The 15,967-nt window shown below is 58.6% G+C and carries 15 protein-coding genes; 2 read left to right on the top strand and 13 right to left on the bottom strand.

The annotated features are described in order from the left end of the window. Positions 1 to 3 precede the first annotated feature (3 nt). Positions 4 to 2,157 (top strand): phosphate acetyltransferase, encoded by a 2,154-nt coding sequence (gene pta / locus KXD86_RS00785; RefSeq protein WP_218634195.1) that lies wholly within the window; start codon positions 4 to 6, stop codon positions 2,155 to 2,157. 27 nt (positions 2,158 to 2,184) lie between these two features. On the opposite strand, the gene der is transcribed toward pta, so the two are convergent. The 13 genes from der to trmJ all read right to left on the bottom strand — a co-directional run bounded on the left by der (position 2,185) and on the right by trmJ (position 14,944). Further along, positions 2,185 to 3,606, bottom strand: coding sequence for a ribosome biogenesis GTPase Der (gene der / locus KXD86_RS00780; RefSeq protein WP_218634194.1), 1,422 nt, complete (start codon positions 3,604 to 3,606; stop codon positions 2,185 to 2,187). Between the two features lie 58 nt (positions 3,607 to 3,664). Continuing rightward, positions 3,665 to 4,837, bottom strand: a complete 1,173-nt coding sequence (gene bamB / locus KXD86_RS00775; RefSeq protein ID WP_218634193.1) for an outer membrane protein assembly factor BamB — start codon at positions 4,835 to 4,837, stop codon at positions 3,665 to 3,667. Next, positions 4,837 to 5,490 carry a YfgM family protein gene (locus KXD86_RS00770; protein ID WP_218634192.1) on the bottom strand — a complete coding sequence of 218 codons (654 nt, stop codon included), beginning with the start codon at positions 5,488 to 5,490 and terminating at the stop codon, positions 4,837 to 4,839. Before KXD86_RS00770 ends, bamB begins: the two co-directional genes overlap by 1 nt. A gap of 44 nt (positions 5,491 to 5,534) precedes the next feature. After that, entirely contained in the window at positions 5,535 to 6,815 is a 1,281-nt protein-coding gene (gene hisS, locus KXD86_RS00765; protein ID WP_218634191.1) for a histidine--tRNA ligase, read from the bottom strand. A 52-nt stretch (positions 6,816 to 6,867) separates the two neighbouring features. Continuing rightward, entirely contained in the window at positions 6,868 to 7,986 is a 1,119-nt protein-coding gene (ispG, locus tag KXD86_RS00760) for a flavodoxin-dependent (E)-4-hydroxy-3-methylbut-2-enyl-diphosphate synthase (protein WP_218634190.1), read from the bottom strand. Positions 7,987 to 8,019: 33 nt separating this feature from the next. Next, positions 8,020 to 9,054 carry a RodZ domain-containing protein gene (locus tag KXD86_RS00755; protein ID WP_218634189.1) on the bottom strand — a complete coding sequence of 345 codons (1,035 nt, stop codon included), beginning with the start codon at positions 9,052 to 9,054 and terminating at the stop codon, positions 8,020 to 8,022. Further along, positions 9,047 to 9,805: a type IV pilus biogenesis/stability protein PilW gene (gene pilW / locus KXD86_RS00750; protein WP_218636685.1), complete on the bottom strand. Its 759-nt coding sequence runs from the start codon at positions 9,803 to 9,805 to the stop codon at positions 9,047 to 9,049. The genes KXD86_RS00755 and pilW overlap by 8 nt, the downstream gene beginning before the upstream one ends. An 85-nt stretch (positions 9,806 to 9,890) precedes the next feature. Then, positions 9,891 to 11,003, bottom strand: coding sequence for a dual-specificity RNA methyltransferase RlmN (gene rlmN / locus KXD86_RS00745; protein WP_218634188.1), 1,113 nt, complete (start codon positions 11,001 to 11,003; stop codon positions 9,891 to 9,893). Between the two features lie 65 nt (positions 11,004 to 11,068). After that, positions 11,069 to 11,497, bottom strand: coding sequence for a nucleoside-diphosphate kinase (ndk, locus tag KXD86_RS00740; protein WP_036129335.1), 429 nt, complete (start codon positions 11,495 to 11,497; stop codon positions 11,069 to 11,071). 68 nt (positions 11,498 to 11,565) lie between these two features. Continuing rightward, positions 11,566 to 12,714, bottom strand: coding sequence for an IscS subfamily cysteine desulfurase (locus tag KXD86_RS00735; protein WP_218634187.1), 1,149 nt, complete (start codon positions 12,712 to 12,714; stop codon positions 11,566 to 11,568). A 19-nt stretch (positions 12,715 to 12,733) separates the two neighbouring features. After that, positions 12,734 to 13,231, bottom strand: coding sequence for a Fe-S cluster assembly transcriptional regulator IscR (iscR, locus tag KXD86_RS00730; protein ID WP_218634186.1), 498 nt, complete (start codon positions 13,229 to 13,231; stop codon positions 12,734 to 12,736). Between the two features lie 77 nt (positions 13,232 to 13,308). After that, on the bottom strand, positions 13,309 to 14,088 hold the full coding sequence (gene cysE / locus KXD86_RS00725; protein ID WP_218634185.1) for a serine O-acetyltransferase: 780 nt from the start codon (positions 14,086 to 14,088) through the stop codon (positions 13,309 to 13,311). After that, entirely contained in the window at positions 14,081 to 14,944 is an 864-nt protein-coding gene (gene trmJ, locus KXD86_RS00720; protein ID WP_218634184.1) for a tRNA (cytosine(32)/uridine(32)-2'-O)-methyltransferase TrmJ, read from the bottom strand. Before trmJ ends, cysE begins: the two co-directional genes overlap by 8 nt. Before the next feature lie 184 nt (positions 14,945 to 15,128). Here trmJ and KXD86_RS00715 point away from each other — a divergent pair, with 184 nt between their 5' ends. Then, positions 15,129 to 15,929 carry an inositol monophosphatase family protein gene (locus KXD86_RS00715; protein ID WP_218634183.1) on the top strand — a complete coding sequence of 267 codons (801 nt, stop codon included), beginning with the start codon at positions 15,129 to 15,131 and terminating at the stop codon, positions 15,927 to 15,929. Positions 15,930 to 15,967 lie beyond the last annotated feature (38 nt).

Here is a 15,967-nt window from a genome sequence, read left to right as displayed (position 1 = left end):
GTTATGGCAAAAAGTCTTTTCATCGCGCCTACGTCCATGAATTCCGGCCTGACCTCTGTCTGCCTGGGGCTGTTACGGGCGCTGGAACGGGTTGGCGTCAGCGTTGGTTTTTACAAGCCTTTCCACCAGTCGGTGCATCATGGCGAATCCAGCCATAACGCTGGCAAGGACACCTCCGTTGAGTTTGTTCGGGCCCGAAGCAACCTCGAGCCACCGGAGCCCATCTCCCTGAAACAGGCACAACACCTGCTGAACCGGGGCAAGTCCGATCAGCTGATGGAAACCATCGTCGGTGAGTACCAGAAAGTGGCCAAGGACGTGGATGTCGTGGTCATCGAGGGCCTGGTCCCCGATCGGAGCGAAGCCTACATTGCCCGACTGAACGTCGAGGTGGCCCGCAACCTCGGCTCGGAAGTTATCCTGGTCAGTACACCCGAGAGCAGTGACCCTGAGGCGCTGGACGAAGAGCTCGACTTCTCGGCAAGGCTCTTTGCCGCCCCCTCGGATCCGGACGTGATAGCCGTCATCCTTAACAAGGTGGGCGAGCCGGAGCAATCCGGCCTGTCGTTGCAGCGCTCCCCCACCCAGGCAACGGATTCGACCGACTACCGTCGCCAATGCAAGGTGTTCAGCGAGAATCGCTTCCGCCTGCTCGCCGAAATTCCCTGGCAGCCGGACCTCCTGGCTCCGAGGGTGTCGGACATCGTTCGCGAGTTGGACATCACGGTGCTCAACGAGGGGCAGATAGATACCCGTCGGGTGCAAAGTGTTTCCGTTTGTGCCAGAACGATCCAGAACATGACCGAAACGCTCAGGCCAGGAACATTGCTGGTCACCCCTGGGGACCGGGAGGACATCGTGGTGACCACGGCCCTTGCGGCCCTCAACGGTGTGCCGCTGGCCGGCCTCATGCTGACTGGTGGCCTTATGCCGGATTCCCGGGTCATCAACCTGTGTCGGCGGGCTCTGGATACGGGGCTTCCCGTCCTTGGCTCCGACAACAACACCTACGAAACCGCCCATATGCTGGCCAACCTATCCGCGGCGATCCCGATCGACGATCCCGACCGCATCGAAAAGGCCATGGAGATGGTTGCCACCCGAATCGATACTGACTGGCTCCAGAACCACCTGAAGGTCCAGCGCCAGAGCCGATTGTCTCCGCCGGCGTTCCGCCATCAGCTGTCTGAACGCGCCCGGGCTGCCAACAAACGAATTGTCTTGCCGGAAGGCAACGAGCCGCGAACCATACAGGCGGCCATCATCTGTCATCAGCGTGGACTGGCCCGTTGCGTCCTGATCGGAAACCCCGCAGAGATTCGGAACGTGGCAGCCTCCCAGGGCTTAGACCTGCCTGACGACATAGAGGTCATCGACCCAGCCGAGGTGCGTGGCGAGTATGTCGCCCCCATGGTGGAACTGCGAAAGCACAAGGGACTGGCTCCTGATATGGCCGAAGCCATGCTCGAGGACAACGTGGTTCTTGGCACCATGATGGTGGCCCAGGACGAGGCAGATGGCCTGGTATCCGGCGCGGTACACACGACTGCCAATACTGTTCGACCGGCATTGCAGCTGATAAAGACCCATAAGCACGCCCGGGTCGTGTCGTCGGTGTTCTTTATGCTTCTGCCGGAGCAGGTGGTCGTCTACGGCGACTGCGCGATCAACCCGGACCCCAACGCCGAAGAGCTGGCCGACATCGCCATTCAGAGTGCGGAATCGGCGGAAGCCTTTGGCATCGAACCGGTGGTCGCCATGATCAGCTACAGCACCGGCGAATCGGGAACCGGACAGGACGTCGACAAGGTGCGGGAAGCCACCCGGATTGCCCGGGAACGGCGCCCGGACCTGCTCATCGACGGGCCGTTGCAGTACGATGCCGCGGCCATAGAGAGCGTTGCCAAGAGCAAGGCGCCGGGCAGCAAAGTGGCGGGGAAAGCAACCGTCTTCGTTTTTCCAGACCTGAATACCGGCAACACGACCTATAAGGCGGTTCAGAGAAGTGCCAATGTGGTCAGCATCGGCCCCATGCTTCAGGGCCTGAGGAAACCGGTCAACGACCTGTCCCGTGGCGCTCTGGTGGAAGATATTGTGTTCACCATTGCGCTGACGGCGGTCCAGGCGAAACAGGTGGCTTCGGCAGAATCGAAGTGACTCGGGCCGGACGTTTCCGGCCCCGGATTAGCGCTTGAGGCTCTTCTGGCGGGTTTTCTTGATCCGCCTACCCTTCTTCAGGTCGTTATCTTTCTTGACCTTCTGCCGTGGCGTGAGCCGGTCAACCTTACCAGCAAACGGGTTTTCCCCCGACTTGAACTCAAAGCGGATGGGTGAACCGGTCACCTTGAGAACCTTGCGGAACGTATTTTCCAGGTAACGCTTGTAGGCACCCGGAAGCGCATCAACCTGGTTGCCGTGAACAACAATCACCGGCGGGTTGGAGCCCCCCTGATGGGCGAACCGAAGTTTGATTCTTCGACCATGAACCATCGGTGGCTGGTGCTGCGCAACTGCATCCTGAAGAATGGCCGTCAGACGGTTGGTTGGCCATTTGGCCATGGCAGACTCGTAGCAGGCCTGCACGGAGTCGTACATGACACCAACGCCTGAGCCATGAAGCGCCGAAATATAGTGCTTGTCGGCGTAGTCCAGGAAATCAAGACGACGCTGGACCTGCTCTTTGACACGGGCGCGGTCCTCCGGGTCCATGCCGTCCCACTTGTTGACCGCGATCACCAGTGAGCGACCGGCATCCAGGACAAAACCGATCAGATGGAGATCCTGATCGACCAGCCCCTCCCGGGCATCGATAACGAGAATGACGACATGCGCATCATCGATGGCCTGCAGAGTTTTAATGATCGAGAACTTCTCGACCGTTTCACGGACATTTTTCCGTCGGCGGACCCCAGCGGTGTCGATCAGGGTGTATTCGTGCCCCTGGCGCTCATAGGGAATGTAGACGCTGTCCCGCGTGGTGCCAGGCATGTCATACACGATCACCCGGTCCTCACCCAACATCCGGTTAACCAACGTCGATTTGCCCACGTTGGGCCGGCCAACTACGCCAATACGGATACCCGGATAGCGGTCCGCCCGATCAGCTTCCTCACGCTCTTCCTCTGACGGAAGCAGGAGCTCAAGCATGGAGCGGATGCCACGGTTGTGGGAGGCCGCAATCAGGAAGGTGGATTCAAAACCGAGGCTGTAGAAATCGGCCGCGGCAATATCAGGATCCTGGCCATCCGTTTTGTTAACCACCAGATGGGCCTGTTTGCCCGACCGCCGCAGATGATTGGCGATGGTCTCATCACCCGCTGTCAGTCCGGCGCGACCATCCACCAGGAACAACACGATGTCCGCCTCTTCCACCGCTTGCAGTGACTGCCGGGCCATTTCGGCATCCAGTCCCTGCTCATCACCGGTCAGACCACCGGTGTCGATCACGATGAACCGCTGGCCCTCGTAGTTGCCCTCACCATACTTCCGGTCACGGGTGAGTCCCGGAAAATCCGCGACCAGGGCGTCCCGGGATCGGGTCATCTGGTTAAACAAGGTCGACTTGCCAACATTGGGGCGGCCGACAAGGGCAATTACTGGGGTCATAATAAGTCGCTATGCAAAAAGGAAAACAGCCCGGCTTCTGTGCCGGGCTGAAACGTATTCATTCAATGGGTCGGATTTTGAGAACCGCCATGTCTCCGCTGTTACCGAAGACCAGCAGGTTACCATTGCCCAGCCGCTGTGCCGGTACGCGTATACCCTCATCATCGAATTCCAGCTGCCCCAGAAGGCGGCCATCTTCCCGGGACAGGATGTGCAGATAACCTTCGAAATCAGCGGTCACAAGGTAATCGTCCACCACCATCGGCTGGGTTAGCTGACGCCAGGACAACCGGTTCTGGACCCAGAGCTCCCTCCGGTCAGAGCCCCGCAACGCCACAATATCGCCATTGGCAGCGGCGAGATAGATATCGCCATTGCCGATCATCGGCGAATAAAGGCTCGACGCCTTTCGGCTCCAGATCTCCTGGCCGGTTCGGATATCCACGAGAGCCAGCTTGCCCTGGTAACCGACCACGAGCACCGCCGATTCGAGGACCAGTGGCTGACCGGTTATGTCCACCAGTCGTTCGAGTTCGGTTCGGCCCTGGGGCTGCCCTACCTCATATTGCCACAGCGGCTGCCCGGCCTCTGCACTCAGCGCAATGAGCTTACCATTGGCAAAGGAGGCTAGGACTATGTCGCCACCCACAAGCGGCGCCGCAGCGGCCCGGATTGAAAGAACCGGGACGACGCCATCGTATTGCCAGCGTTTCTCGCCACTCTCTGCATCGAATCCCAGGACCCGACCATCGGTCGTCTGGGCAACCACCAGGTTGCCGTTAGATTGCGGCGCGGCCAGAACTTCCGTCGGCAATGCTGCGCGCCAGAGTTCCGTGCCGTCTTCCCGCGACAGGGCTATGAGTTCGGCTTCCCGGGTTGCCAGGTAAAGCCGCTCACCGTCACCACCAACGCCCGCGAAAATACGGTCGCTGAGTTCGGTCTCCCAGACCACCTTGCCGTCTTCCGACTGAACGGCATAGAGTTCGCCGTCGGCCGAAGCGGCATACAGCAGGTCGCCGGTATTCAACGGCGCCAGGTAGAGAAAGTCTTCATCATGACCGTCTCCCACCGACATGCTCCAGACCTGCTTGAACTCCACCGAGCTCTCGATCTCAGGCACCGGAGCGGGTTGTTCAAAGGTGTCGGTGGTACTGCAACCGGTCAGCCCCATGACCGCAAGCAAGCCGCTTACAAGTCCGGCACGCACAAACCTGTTGCGATGGAATCGCATCAGGCGTCCTCCCCAACACCGAGATCCGACAATTTCAGCTGCAGGACACCACTTCGGCCCTGCTGGCTCTGCTCACGCGCCGCCAGATAAGCCTCGCGGGCCCCCTCTTTGTCACCCTGGGCCAGCAAAATATCGCCGCGAAGTTCGGAAAAAATCGCGTCGAACGCATCGGCGCTTGTCGCAGCGTCGATCGTCGCCAGCGCGTCCTCGTATTGCCCGGCTTCAAACTGGGCTCGCGCAAGACGGCTTCGAACAACCAACGCCAACGCCTGTTGCTCACCACTTTGATCCAGCGCCCAGGTAAGGGAATCGATCGCACCGGCCGAATCGTCAGACATCAGTTGCTGCTTGGCGAGAATAAGGTTGCCGTAAACCGCGTAGGCACTGTCGGTGTAATCTTCCCGGAGTGTTTTCGCCACAAAGGCCACGGTTTCTGCGCTGTTCTCGTCAGCCTGTTCACTAAAGGCGTTGAGCAGATTGGCGAACTGGTTAGCAGCTTCAGTACGCTGCTGTGCCTGATGGTTCTGCCAGGCCTGCCAACCGAAAACGATGGCCAGGGCGGCACCGATACCGATCAGCAAAGAGCTGCCATTATTCTTCCACCAGTCCTTGATCGCCTGGACCTGTTCTTCTTCGGTGCGCAGTTCAGCCATGATGACTCCTGTAGTCGACTACTTTGCTTTTGTTTAAGTTGGGTTCAGTACTTGAGCGCTTCCGCCAGGGCTGGGGCGAGCTCATTGCGAGCAACGTCTCGCTGGGGCTCATCGGACCGCAGGGGCTTGAGTCCGGCGGTGCCATTGGCCACCTCGTTCTCCCCGAGGATGACGGCATACCGGGCACCGCTCTTGTCAGCCTTCTTCATCTGGCTTTTAAAGCTTCCCCCGCCACAATGGGATATCACCACGGTGCCCGGCAAGGCCCCTCGAAGTTCCTCTGACAGCGCCAGTGCAGAGGCAACGGCGCCCTCACCCATTGCCGTCACATACACATCCGCATTGCTGTTCACGTGCGCTGGGACGAGCCCCAGGGTCTCAAGCAGGAGAATAAGCCGCTCCAGCCCCATGGCGAAGCCAACGGCCCGGGTCGGCTTGCCGCCAAGCTGCTCAACCAGCCCGTCATAACGCCCACCGGCGCAGACCGTTCCCTGGGCGCCCAGGCTGTCGGTAATCCATTCGAACACGGTCTTGCCGTAGTAATCGAGACCGCGAACCAGCGCCGGGTTCACGGAATAGCGGATACCAGCGGCATCCAGCAGTTCCCGCAACCTGTCGAAGTGTGCCCGGGACTCATCGTCCAGATAGCTGTCAAGCTTCGGTGCGCCTTCCAGGATCTTTCGGGTTGACGGGTCCTTGCTATCGAGAATGCGCAGTGGGTTGGTGTCCAGCCGGCGCTGACTGTCTGCGTCGAGTTCGGCCTTGTATTGGCTCAGGTAATCCACCAGGGCCTGACGATAGACCTTGCGCGCTTCCGAGGTACCAATGGAGTTGATTTCCAGGCGGGTATGCTCCTGAAGACCAAGCGCTTTCCAGAGGCGAGCCGTCAGGACCAACAGTTCCGCATCAATATCCGGCCCTTCCATGCCGAAGCACTCCACCCCAATCTGGTGAAACTGGCGATAGCGTCCCTTCTGCGGCCGTTCATGGCGAAACATCGGGCCGGTGTACCACAACCGGCGAGTCTGGTTGAACAGCAGACCATGCTCTTCCGCTGCCCGCACGCAGCCGGCGGTTCCCTCGGGCCTGAGGGTCAGGCTGTCGCCGTTTCGGTCGTCGAAGGTATACATTTCCTTTTCGACGATATCGGTGACTTCCCCAATGGAACGTTTGAACAGTTCGGTCTGCTCAACGATGGGCATCCGGATTTCCTGATACCCATACTGCGCGAGCACTTTGCGTACGGTGTCTTCAACAAACTGCCAGACGGGCGTCTGTTCGGGCAGGATGTCGTTCATCCCGCGAATTGCCTGAATCTTAGCCAAGTTAAACCCTTAAACGTATTTCTGAGTATTCATGCCGGGAAACCAGACGGGATCAGCTGCCCGAACGGGCGATGATTGCGTCTTCCTCTTCCTTGCGCCGCGCGACTTCTTCGCGAATCAGGCGCTCCAGGTCGTCGGTCAGCGTCGCGTTATCCAGTTTCTGATTCGGCTTGCCCGCCATATAGAACAGGTTCTTCGGGCTTCCACCGGTCAGCCCGATATCCGCTTCTTTCGCCTCACCGGGACCATTCACAATGCAACCAATGATCGCGACATCCATGGCCGTATTCACGTCCTCGAGGCGCGCCTCTAGGTCGTTCATGGTCTGGATCACATCGAAATTCTGGCGGGAGCAGCTTGGGCAGGCGATGAAATTAATACCGCGACTGCGCAGACGGAGACTCTTCAGGATGTCATAGCCCACCTTGATTTCCTGAACCGGGTCTGCGGCGAGGGATACACGAATGGTATCGCCAATACCGTCCATCAGTAGCATTCCCAAGCCAATGGAAGACTTCACTGTTCCGGAACGGAAGCCGCCTGCCTCGGTGATACCAAGGTGCAACGGCTGCTCAATCTGTGCGGCGATCTTTCGGTATGCCGCGACGGTCATGAACACTTCCGACGCTTTCAGACTGACCTTGAAATCCTGAAAATCGTGGCGATCGAGAATATCGATGTGACGCATTGCGGATTCAACGAGGGCATCCGGGGTGGGCTCCCCGTATTTACGCTGAAGCTCTTTCTCCAAAGAACCCGCATTCACGCCGATGCGAATCGGAATATTCCGGTCCCTCGCGGCACTGATCACCGCGCTGACGCGGTCTTCCCGACCGATATTTCCCGGATTGATTCGAAGGCAGTCCACGCCGAGTTCGGCCACACGCAGGGCAATCTTGTAATCGAAATGGATATCGGCAACCAGCGGAACAGAGACCTGCTCCCGGATCTTGCCAAAGGCTTCTGCGGCATCCATGGTCGGAACTGACACGCGAACGATATCGGCGCCGGCGTCCTCAAGCGCCCGAATCTGTCCGACGGTGGCGTCGACGTCACACGTGCTGGTATTGGTCATGCTTTGAACCGCAATCGGCGCATCACCACCAACAGGTACATTACCCACCATGATCTGGCGAGATTTGCGTCTAACGATTGGGGATTCGTGTTTCATGGCTTACTGACCGATTTCAATGAGTTTCAAGTTTCAGATCGTCAGGGTAAATTCTGACCGATTATTGACCACACGGTAACCGTCCATGTCCACCGGCTCCCCCTGGAAGCTGATCGAGCCGACCGCGTCGACAGCGCCAATCACCACCCTGAGGGGAACCTCGCCGGTCACGTCGATCCGGTCGCCATTCCGTTGCAGTGAATTGACCAGTCGATTGCCGGCGGCATCGCTGACCTGAACCCAGCAGTCACCCGTAAAGGTAATCTGTAGTCTCCCGGTATCCGTCACGACCACTGGCTCGGCCGGATCTCCCAGCACAGGGTCCGTGGATTGCGTGACCACGGGGGCAGACTCGACTGGATCCACGATATCGTCACTGGTGACCGAATCGTCGCCCATCGGCTCGACCGGTTCTGTTGGCGTGACGTCCGTCGCCTGCTCGGCCGCCGGCACCTCCTCGTCAGGGGCAGCTGCCACGAGTTCGGGGTCTGGCTCTGGCTCTGAGATTGGCTCTACGGTCGCCTCCTCATTCACGTCGGCGGAGACGTCTTCCGGAACAGCCGTCTCGGTCTGGCTCTCGGGCGCATCGGTGGCCGATACGCCTTGCTCTGCCTCTTCCGCCACATCCGACGGTGCCATGGACTCAGGCTGGGGCAGTACAAACGTGAAGACCAGGTAGCCTGCGAGCGCGGCGACACACAATAACAGCGCCAGTTTGGCCGCACGACGTTTCTTGAGACGTCGACGCTCGATATCAACCAGTGGGTTGGCCTCGAACTCCTGCTCTCGCTTTTGCCGCAATGGCTCAAGTTCACGGTCCAGGTCGGCTATTACATCGTTGGCTTCCAGGCCAACCTGCTTCGCATAGGCCCTGACATACCCTTTCAGGAAGAGTTCACTGTCAATCTGTTTGTAATCACCAGCCTCAATGGCGTGAATGACAGCCGGCCGGAGATGTTGGGCCTTGGCTACGTCATCGGCACTCAAACCTTTTTGCTCTCGTGCGCGTTGCAGCTGCTGCCCGACAGGATCTCCGCTCACCGGCTGGGAGGTTTCTTCATTAGTCATTAGAAATCAGCACCTTGTATTGTTGGTATTCGACTGACTCCGGGAAGTTGTTCTTCAGTTGCAAGGCCAGGCTGGCTTCCTGGTTGCGGTTGTCCAGATGGCGGGCAATACGGATGCCCGTCAACAAGCTTTCAGGGGAGTGACGCAGACGCTCATCTCTCTGCATCATTGAGGAAAGTCGGGAGTAATAACGTGCCGCCGAGTTGAAGTCTCCCTGGTCTGCCAGCACACGGGACAGCGCCAGCAGCGACCGCGCGTCTCCACGAGACAGCTCGACCGCACGTCGATAGGACGTAGCCGCATTGTCGAGCTCATCGAGCCGCTCCTGGGTCATACCCAGGTTAAAGAAGACTGAGCCCCGGTCTTTGTATTCCGTGTCCCGCGAAGCGGCACGAAACTGGTTCCGCGCATCCTCCATACGACCCTGACCATACAGGAACGCGCCGTAGTACACGCGCGCACGGGTGTAACCGGGGTCTGAGGAGATAGCTTCCTTGAAACTCGATTCTGCCAACTCGGCTTCGCCCTCGGCGTTATAGACCAATCCCATGGCCGCCTTCGCCTTTGGGCTGTCGGAGTCCAGATCAAGAGCACGGTCGAGGTGGTGGCGGGCACGATCAAGATTGCCCTGCCCTATGTAGGCGGTGGCCAGCTGAACATAGTCCTCGACAGCTTCCTGGCGATCTGCCTCGCGGGAAAAACGACTGTCCGTGGTTGTGACGCACCCTGTGACAAACAACGCGGCCAACATCAGCGCCACGACAGAAAAACGCCAGCTCGTCGATCTATAGGTCACAGTTTCGCATTCCTCGCTTCAACTCGTTGTCGGTGCCGTGTCAGGGATTAACCTGCTGGACCTCAATGTATCGTTTACTTCGACGGGTACGATCCTCGACCTTGCCGACCAACTGGCCACAGGCCGCATCAATGTCGTCACCACGGGTGGTCCTGATTGTGGTGATGTATCCAGCCTCATTGAGCACCGCCTGGAATCGGCGGGTTGCGTTCATGCTCGGCCGCCGGAAATCACTTTCAGGAAACGGATTGAAGGGTATCAGATTGATCTTGCAGGGAAGATCCCGCAACAGCACCGCAAGTTCCCGGGCATGTTCCGGTTGATCGTTCATTCCCTCAATCACGGTGTACTCGATGGTGGCCTTGCGCTTGTCCGGTAGCCGGGCGAAGTATCGCTTGGTGGCCGCAAGCAGCTCCGAAATCGGATACTTTTTATTGAGCGGCACCAACTTGTTACGGAGCTCATCATTCGGGGCATGAAGCGAAATAGCCAGTGAAACATCGGTAACTTCCGCCAGGCGGTCGAGGGCCGGAACGACCCCGGAGGTGCTTAACGTGACCCGGCGCTTGGAGATCCCATAAGCCAGATCCTCCATCATGAGGTTCATGGCATCAACCACGTTGTCGAAGTTCAGCAACGGCTCACCCATCCCCATCATCACAACGTTGGTGATGGGGCGGTCCGGACCGGGCTCAAACGGCATAAAGGCCTTGCGAGCAACCCAGACCTGTCCGATCACCTCGGCCGCGGTCAGGTTCCGGTTAAACCCTCGCTTGCCGGTCGAGCAGAACGTGCAATCCAGACTGCAGCCAATCTGTGAGGAAACGCAGAGGGTTCCACGCTCACCATCGGGAATCAGCACGGTTTCAACGCTGTTCCCGTTGTCCATGCGCATAACCCATTTCCGGGTACCGTCTTTGGAAGTTTCGTCGTAGACCACTTCGGGGCCGCGAATCTCCGCGACCTGTTTGAGCTTTTCCCGGAGCGCCTTGCTCATATTGGTCATTTGATCGAAGTCATCAGCCCCACGCTGATGAATCCACTGCAAAACCTGGGTGGCACGAAAACGCTTTTCCCCCAGGGAATCGAAGAAAGCCTCAAGTTTGGCTTTCGGCATCCCGAGAAGATTGGTTTTTTCAGCGGCCGCTGTCATTTCATAACCTCGATCAGATAACCAATTCGGGGAGCGGTCCGACGACCGCCCCCCGATCAACTGAATCAGCCGCGCGGGCAGATCTCGTTGTCATTGAAAAAATACGCGATTTCACGCTCAGCTGACGCTGCTGAGTCAGAGCCGTGAACAGCGTTTGCATCGATAGAAGACGCAAAATCAGCGCGGATAGTGCCCGCGTCCGCTTCCTTCGGGTTGGTTGCCCCCATCAGGTCACGGTTCTTGAGGATGGCGCCTTCGCCTTCCAGAACCTGAACAACAACTGGACCGGAGGTCATGAATGCCACCAGGTCGTTGAAAAACGGGCGTTCCTTGTGCTCCGCATAGAAACCTTCAGCCTGCTCCTGGGTAAGGTGCATCATCTTGGCAGCAACGATGTTCAACCCCGCCTTCTCAAAACGGCTGTAAATTTCACCGATCACGTTCTTAGCAACTGCGTCGGGCTTGATAATCGAGAGCGTACGCTCATTCGCCATGGTCTTTCTCCACTAGGGTTCAGGTTAAAATTCCGGCCTGCGATTATACGCAGTCCAGGGGCAACTGCCTACCGCACTGCACGCAGTCGGCTAACAACATCAACTATTTGCGAACTGGCAAAAACCACTTCCTCGGCCGTGGTAAACCGGCCGAAAGAGAAACGCAGCGCCCTGTGGGCCTGCTCGTCGCTCAAACCAATTCCACGCAGGACAAACGAGGGTTCGATCGTGGCCGACGCACAGGCTGATCCCGACGACACGGCCAGATCCCTCAGGCCCAGCATCAAGGACTCCGCCTCGACCCCGTCAAAGGAAAGGTTCACGATGCCCGGCACACGAAACTCGGCGCTTCCGTTCAGGCTGACGCCATCCAGACCTTCGAGGCCGCCAAGGAAAGAGGTCCGCAGGCGCTCCAGCTCTTCCCTATCCGATTCAAGGCACTCCTGGGCGATGGAAAATGCCTTACCCATGCCCACGATCTGGTGCGTCGGCAACGTCCCGGAGCGCATGCCTCGCTCGTGTCCACCGCCATGAATCTGGGCCTCGATGCGCACATCCGGTGAACGTCTCACGTAAAGCGCCCCGACCCCCTTGGGCCCGTATACTTTGTGCCCGGACAACGACATCAGATCGACCGGCATTGCCGTCACATCGACTGGCATTTTGCCGGCTGCCTGGGCGGCATCGACGTGAAAGAGCACGCCTCGCTCACGAAGTTCGCGACCAATGGCGGCAACATCGGTCACGCAACCCAGCTCGTTGTTGACCAGCATGAGACTGACCAGAACCGTATTGTCCCGCAAGGCATTGGTCACCTGATCCGGATGAATTCGACCATCACGGTCCGGTGACAGCCAGGTCACCTCTACGCCATGCTGCTCCAGCCATTTACAGGTATCCAACACCGCTTTGTGCTCGATGGATGAGGTCACGAGATGGACGCCAGTGCGTCCGGCGACCGCACCCTTGATGGCGAGATTGTCCGACTCAGTGGCGCCAGAGGTCCAGACGATCTCTCTGGGATCAGCGTGGATCAGTTGGGCAACTTCCCGACGCGCCGCCTCAACGGCAGCCTCCGCCCTCCAGCCAAAGGCGTGCGATCGCGAAGCCGGATTCCCAAAAATTCCATCGGGTGTCAGGTACTTCACCATTTCTTCGGCGACAGACGGATCAACGGGCGTCGTCGCCGCATAATCCAGGTATACGGGCTTTTTCATGATTTCAAGGAGTAATGTTTCAGGCCGGCGCCTGGTCAGACAGGCGTTCGGTATTAATCGTTTCAGAGCCGTTGTCAGACTGACGGCGGTTCTGCCGGTCCGCAACCTGGCGGATTTCGTGCTTCTGCATCAGGTCGCCGAGGCTGATTTCACTCAGGAACTGATGAATCTGGTCACTCAGATCGGACCAAAGGTGGTGGGTCAGACACTTCTCGCCTTTCTGACAGTCCCCTTTGTTACCGCATCGTGTGGTGTCCAGAGACTCGCTGACGGCGTCCACAACTTCAGCTACGAACACCTTTCCAGCATCGCGACTCAGGCGATAGCCGCCGCCGGGGCCACGAATGCTGACCACCAGGTTCTGACGACGCAGACGGGAGAAGAGCTGTTCCAGGTAGGAAAGTGAGATTTCCTGACGGGCTGAAATATCAGCAAGACTCACCGGCCCCTGGTCTCCGTGCAGAGCCAGATCCAGCATTGCCGTGACGGCATAGCGGCCTTTGGTGGTCAGCTTCATGGCATCAGCCCCGTGATGGGATTGAATCTCGAATTACAGCAGCGAGTATGAATTGACCTACTATTTCAGTCAAGTATTCACCCCCGCGTCTCCTCACTCTCGTCTCGGACGCAATCGAAGTCCTCTTCAGGCAAAGGCGGCAACTCACCGTTCTGGTATTCACTGTTCACCTTCCGAAGGGCCTTGCACATGTTCTCAATCCGATCATCCACGGCATGCATGTGGTCCAGCAACGATCGAACGGCCCGCGCGACCGGGTCCGGCATTTCCTCGGTGACACCGTAGGCATCGAAGCCCATGCGTTCTTCCATTTCCTTACGACGCACATCGTCATCCTCACTCGGACGCTTGACGATAACTCGTCCCGGTATCCCGACGACGGTGGCCCCCGGGGGTACCGCCTTGGTGACGACTGAATTGGAGCCGACCTTCGCGCCGGCTCCCACCTCAAACGGTCCGAGAATCTTGGCGCCGGCGCCGACAACCACACCGTCTCCGATGGTCGGGTGCCGCTTGCCCTTGTTCCAGCTGGTGCCGCCCAACGTAACGCCCTGATAGAGCGTTACGTCGTCTCCGATCACGGTCGTTTCACCAATGACGACGCCCATGCCGTGATCGATGAAGAACCTCCTGCCGATGGTCGCACCCGGATGAATCTCGACGCCGGTCAGCCAGCGGGCAATCGTGGAGATCGTGCGGGCAATCCACTTCAGGCCCATTCGCCAGAGCCGGTGCGCCAGCCGATGAAACAGCAACGCATGCAGCCCCGGGTAGTTCGTTAACACCTCAAAGGTGTTCCGAGCCGCGGGGTCGCGGTGAAAAACGCTGTTGATATCTTCCCTCAAACGCTCAAACATGGCCATTGTCCTGCCCCGTCGCCTTTGGATCGGCCTCGGTTGTTTTGTTGTCAGCCTTGGCGCCAGCGGCCTTTTGCACTGACGTCAGTATGCCTCTGAGTATATTAATTTCCATTTGGTCCAGTCTCGCGCGCTGGAACAATCGCCGCAAGCGTGTCATGAGCTGACGAGGATTTTCCCGCCGGTGAAATTCGACGTCCACCAACACCTGCTCAAGGTGACCAAAGAAACCTTCCACATCGTTCACGGGTGCGGGTGGAACGTCCCAGCCCGGATCACCCGGCGACGTCATGGGCTTTAGGTATGGGCTCCCCTCACCACCTTCAAGGCCACGAAGAAAATGCATCCTGAGCTCATAACACATAACCTGAACCGCCATCGCCAGGTTCAGGGAGCTGTAATCGGGATTGGAGGGAATGTGAATGTGGTAATGACAGCGTTGCAGCTCCTCATTGCTCAGGCCGTGATTCTCCCGCCCGAACACCAGTGCCACCGGGCCATTGGCGGCATTTTCCGAGGCTGCCACAGCCGCTTCCGGGGGCGCAATGACTGGCCAGGGCACTTTCCGCCCCCGGGCACTGGTTCCCATTACCAGAACGCAGTCCGCAAGCGCCTCGTCCAGGGACGACACAACGTTTGCCCGATCCAGCACATCGGACGCGCCCGAGGAACGGGCGTAAGACGCCTCGTCCGGGAAAGAGTTCGGGTTGACCAGCCACAGATTCCCGAGCCCCATGTTTTTCATGGCACGAGCCACCGCACCAATGTTGCCTGAATGAGAGGTCTCGACCAGAACGATTCGGATCTGATCCTGAAATGAGTCAGTGCCCTCCAGGGGAAGTGCCGGCTTGTGCATTGAGTATGGGTCCAGACTGAATTAATTGAGGCGGGCATGATAGCAGAAAACCAACATGTCCCGCCCGTCCGGAGATGCCGTAATCCTTTGGTATCCGTGCTATTGCTAAGTCAAAAAACATACAAGCACCCTGATCTTTTGCTATGATACCCGGCCTTCACACACCCGGATAATGAACACTCAGATGCAACCAGCTATTAAAATGGCCCTGCGCGTCGCGCGTCAGGGGTCCGACTATCTGAAAGCCCATTTCGAGCGCCAGGAACCCACCGGCAAGGACGACGAGGAACGCCGCCGTCAGTTGGACCGGGTCGAGCAGTCGATTTACGACAACTTTGCGGAGCAACTCGAAAAGGCCTACAAGGACCACAGCATCGCCCCTCTGAATGAAGCGAATGCGGGTACCAGCGAACGAAGCTGGCACGTCTTCCCGGTTCTTGGTCGCGAGAATTTTCTGAGAGGCATCCCGGAATTTGCCCTGGCCCTGGCCCAGAAAAAGAACAACCGTACCGAGAACCTTCTGGTGATCAACCCGGTAACCGGCGAAGAGTATTCCGCCAGCCGCGGACACGGAGCTGCACTGAACAGCCGTCGAGTTCGGGCGTCCGACATCAAGCACGCCAACAAGGCTGCCATTGCCACCAACCTGCTGGATCAGGCGCGCAGAAGCGAAGACACTCAATTGTGGGGTGAAATGGCCTCCGTCCTCGCCCGTGAATCTGCGATGTTCCGCACTTCTGGCTGTGTGGTTCTGGACATTGCCCGCGTATCTGCCGGCAACCTGGACGCGGCCGTCATCTTCCGCCCGGAGACCGTGGACCTGGATCTTGGCGTAACGATTGCCATGGAATCAGGCGCCCTGACGGGCGACTTCTCCGGCAACCCGTCAACGGCTGGCGCCCGCCAGTTGGTTGTGGCCAACCCCAAGCTGTTCCGTGAAGTGCTGAAAGCACTGCACCCGTTCCGGGGTCGCCTGCCCCGCTGATCCCCGGCAGGCCGTCATAAAAAAACCGCCATTCCCTT

The organism is Marinobacter arenosus (assembly GCF_019264345.1).
GTDB lineage: Bacteria > Pseudomonadota > Gammaproteobacteria > Pseudomonadales > Oleiphilaceae > Marinobacter > Marinobacter arenosus.
The sequence above is the reverse complement of the archived record's forward strand: the minus strand, read 5'-3'. Positions and strand labels throughout refer to the sequence as shown.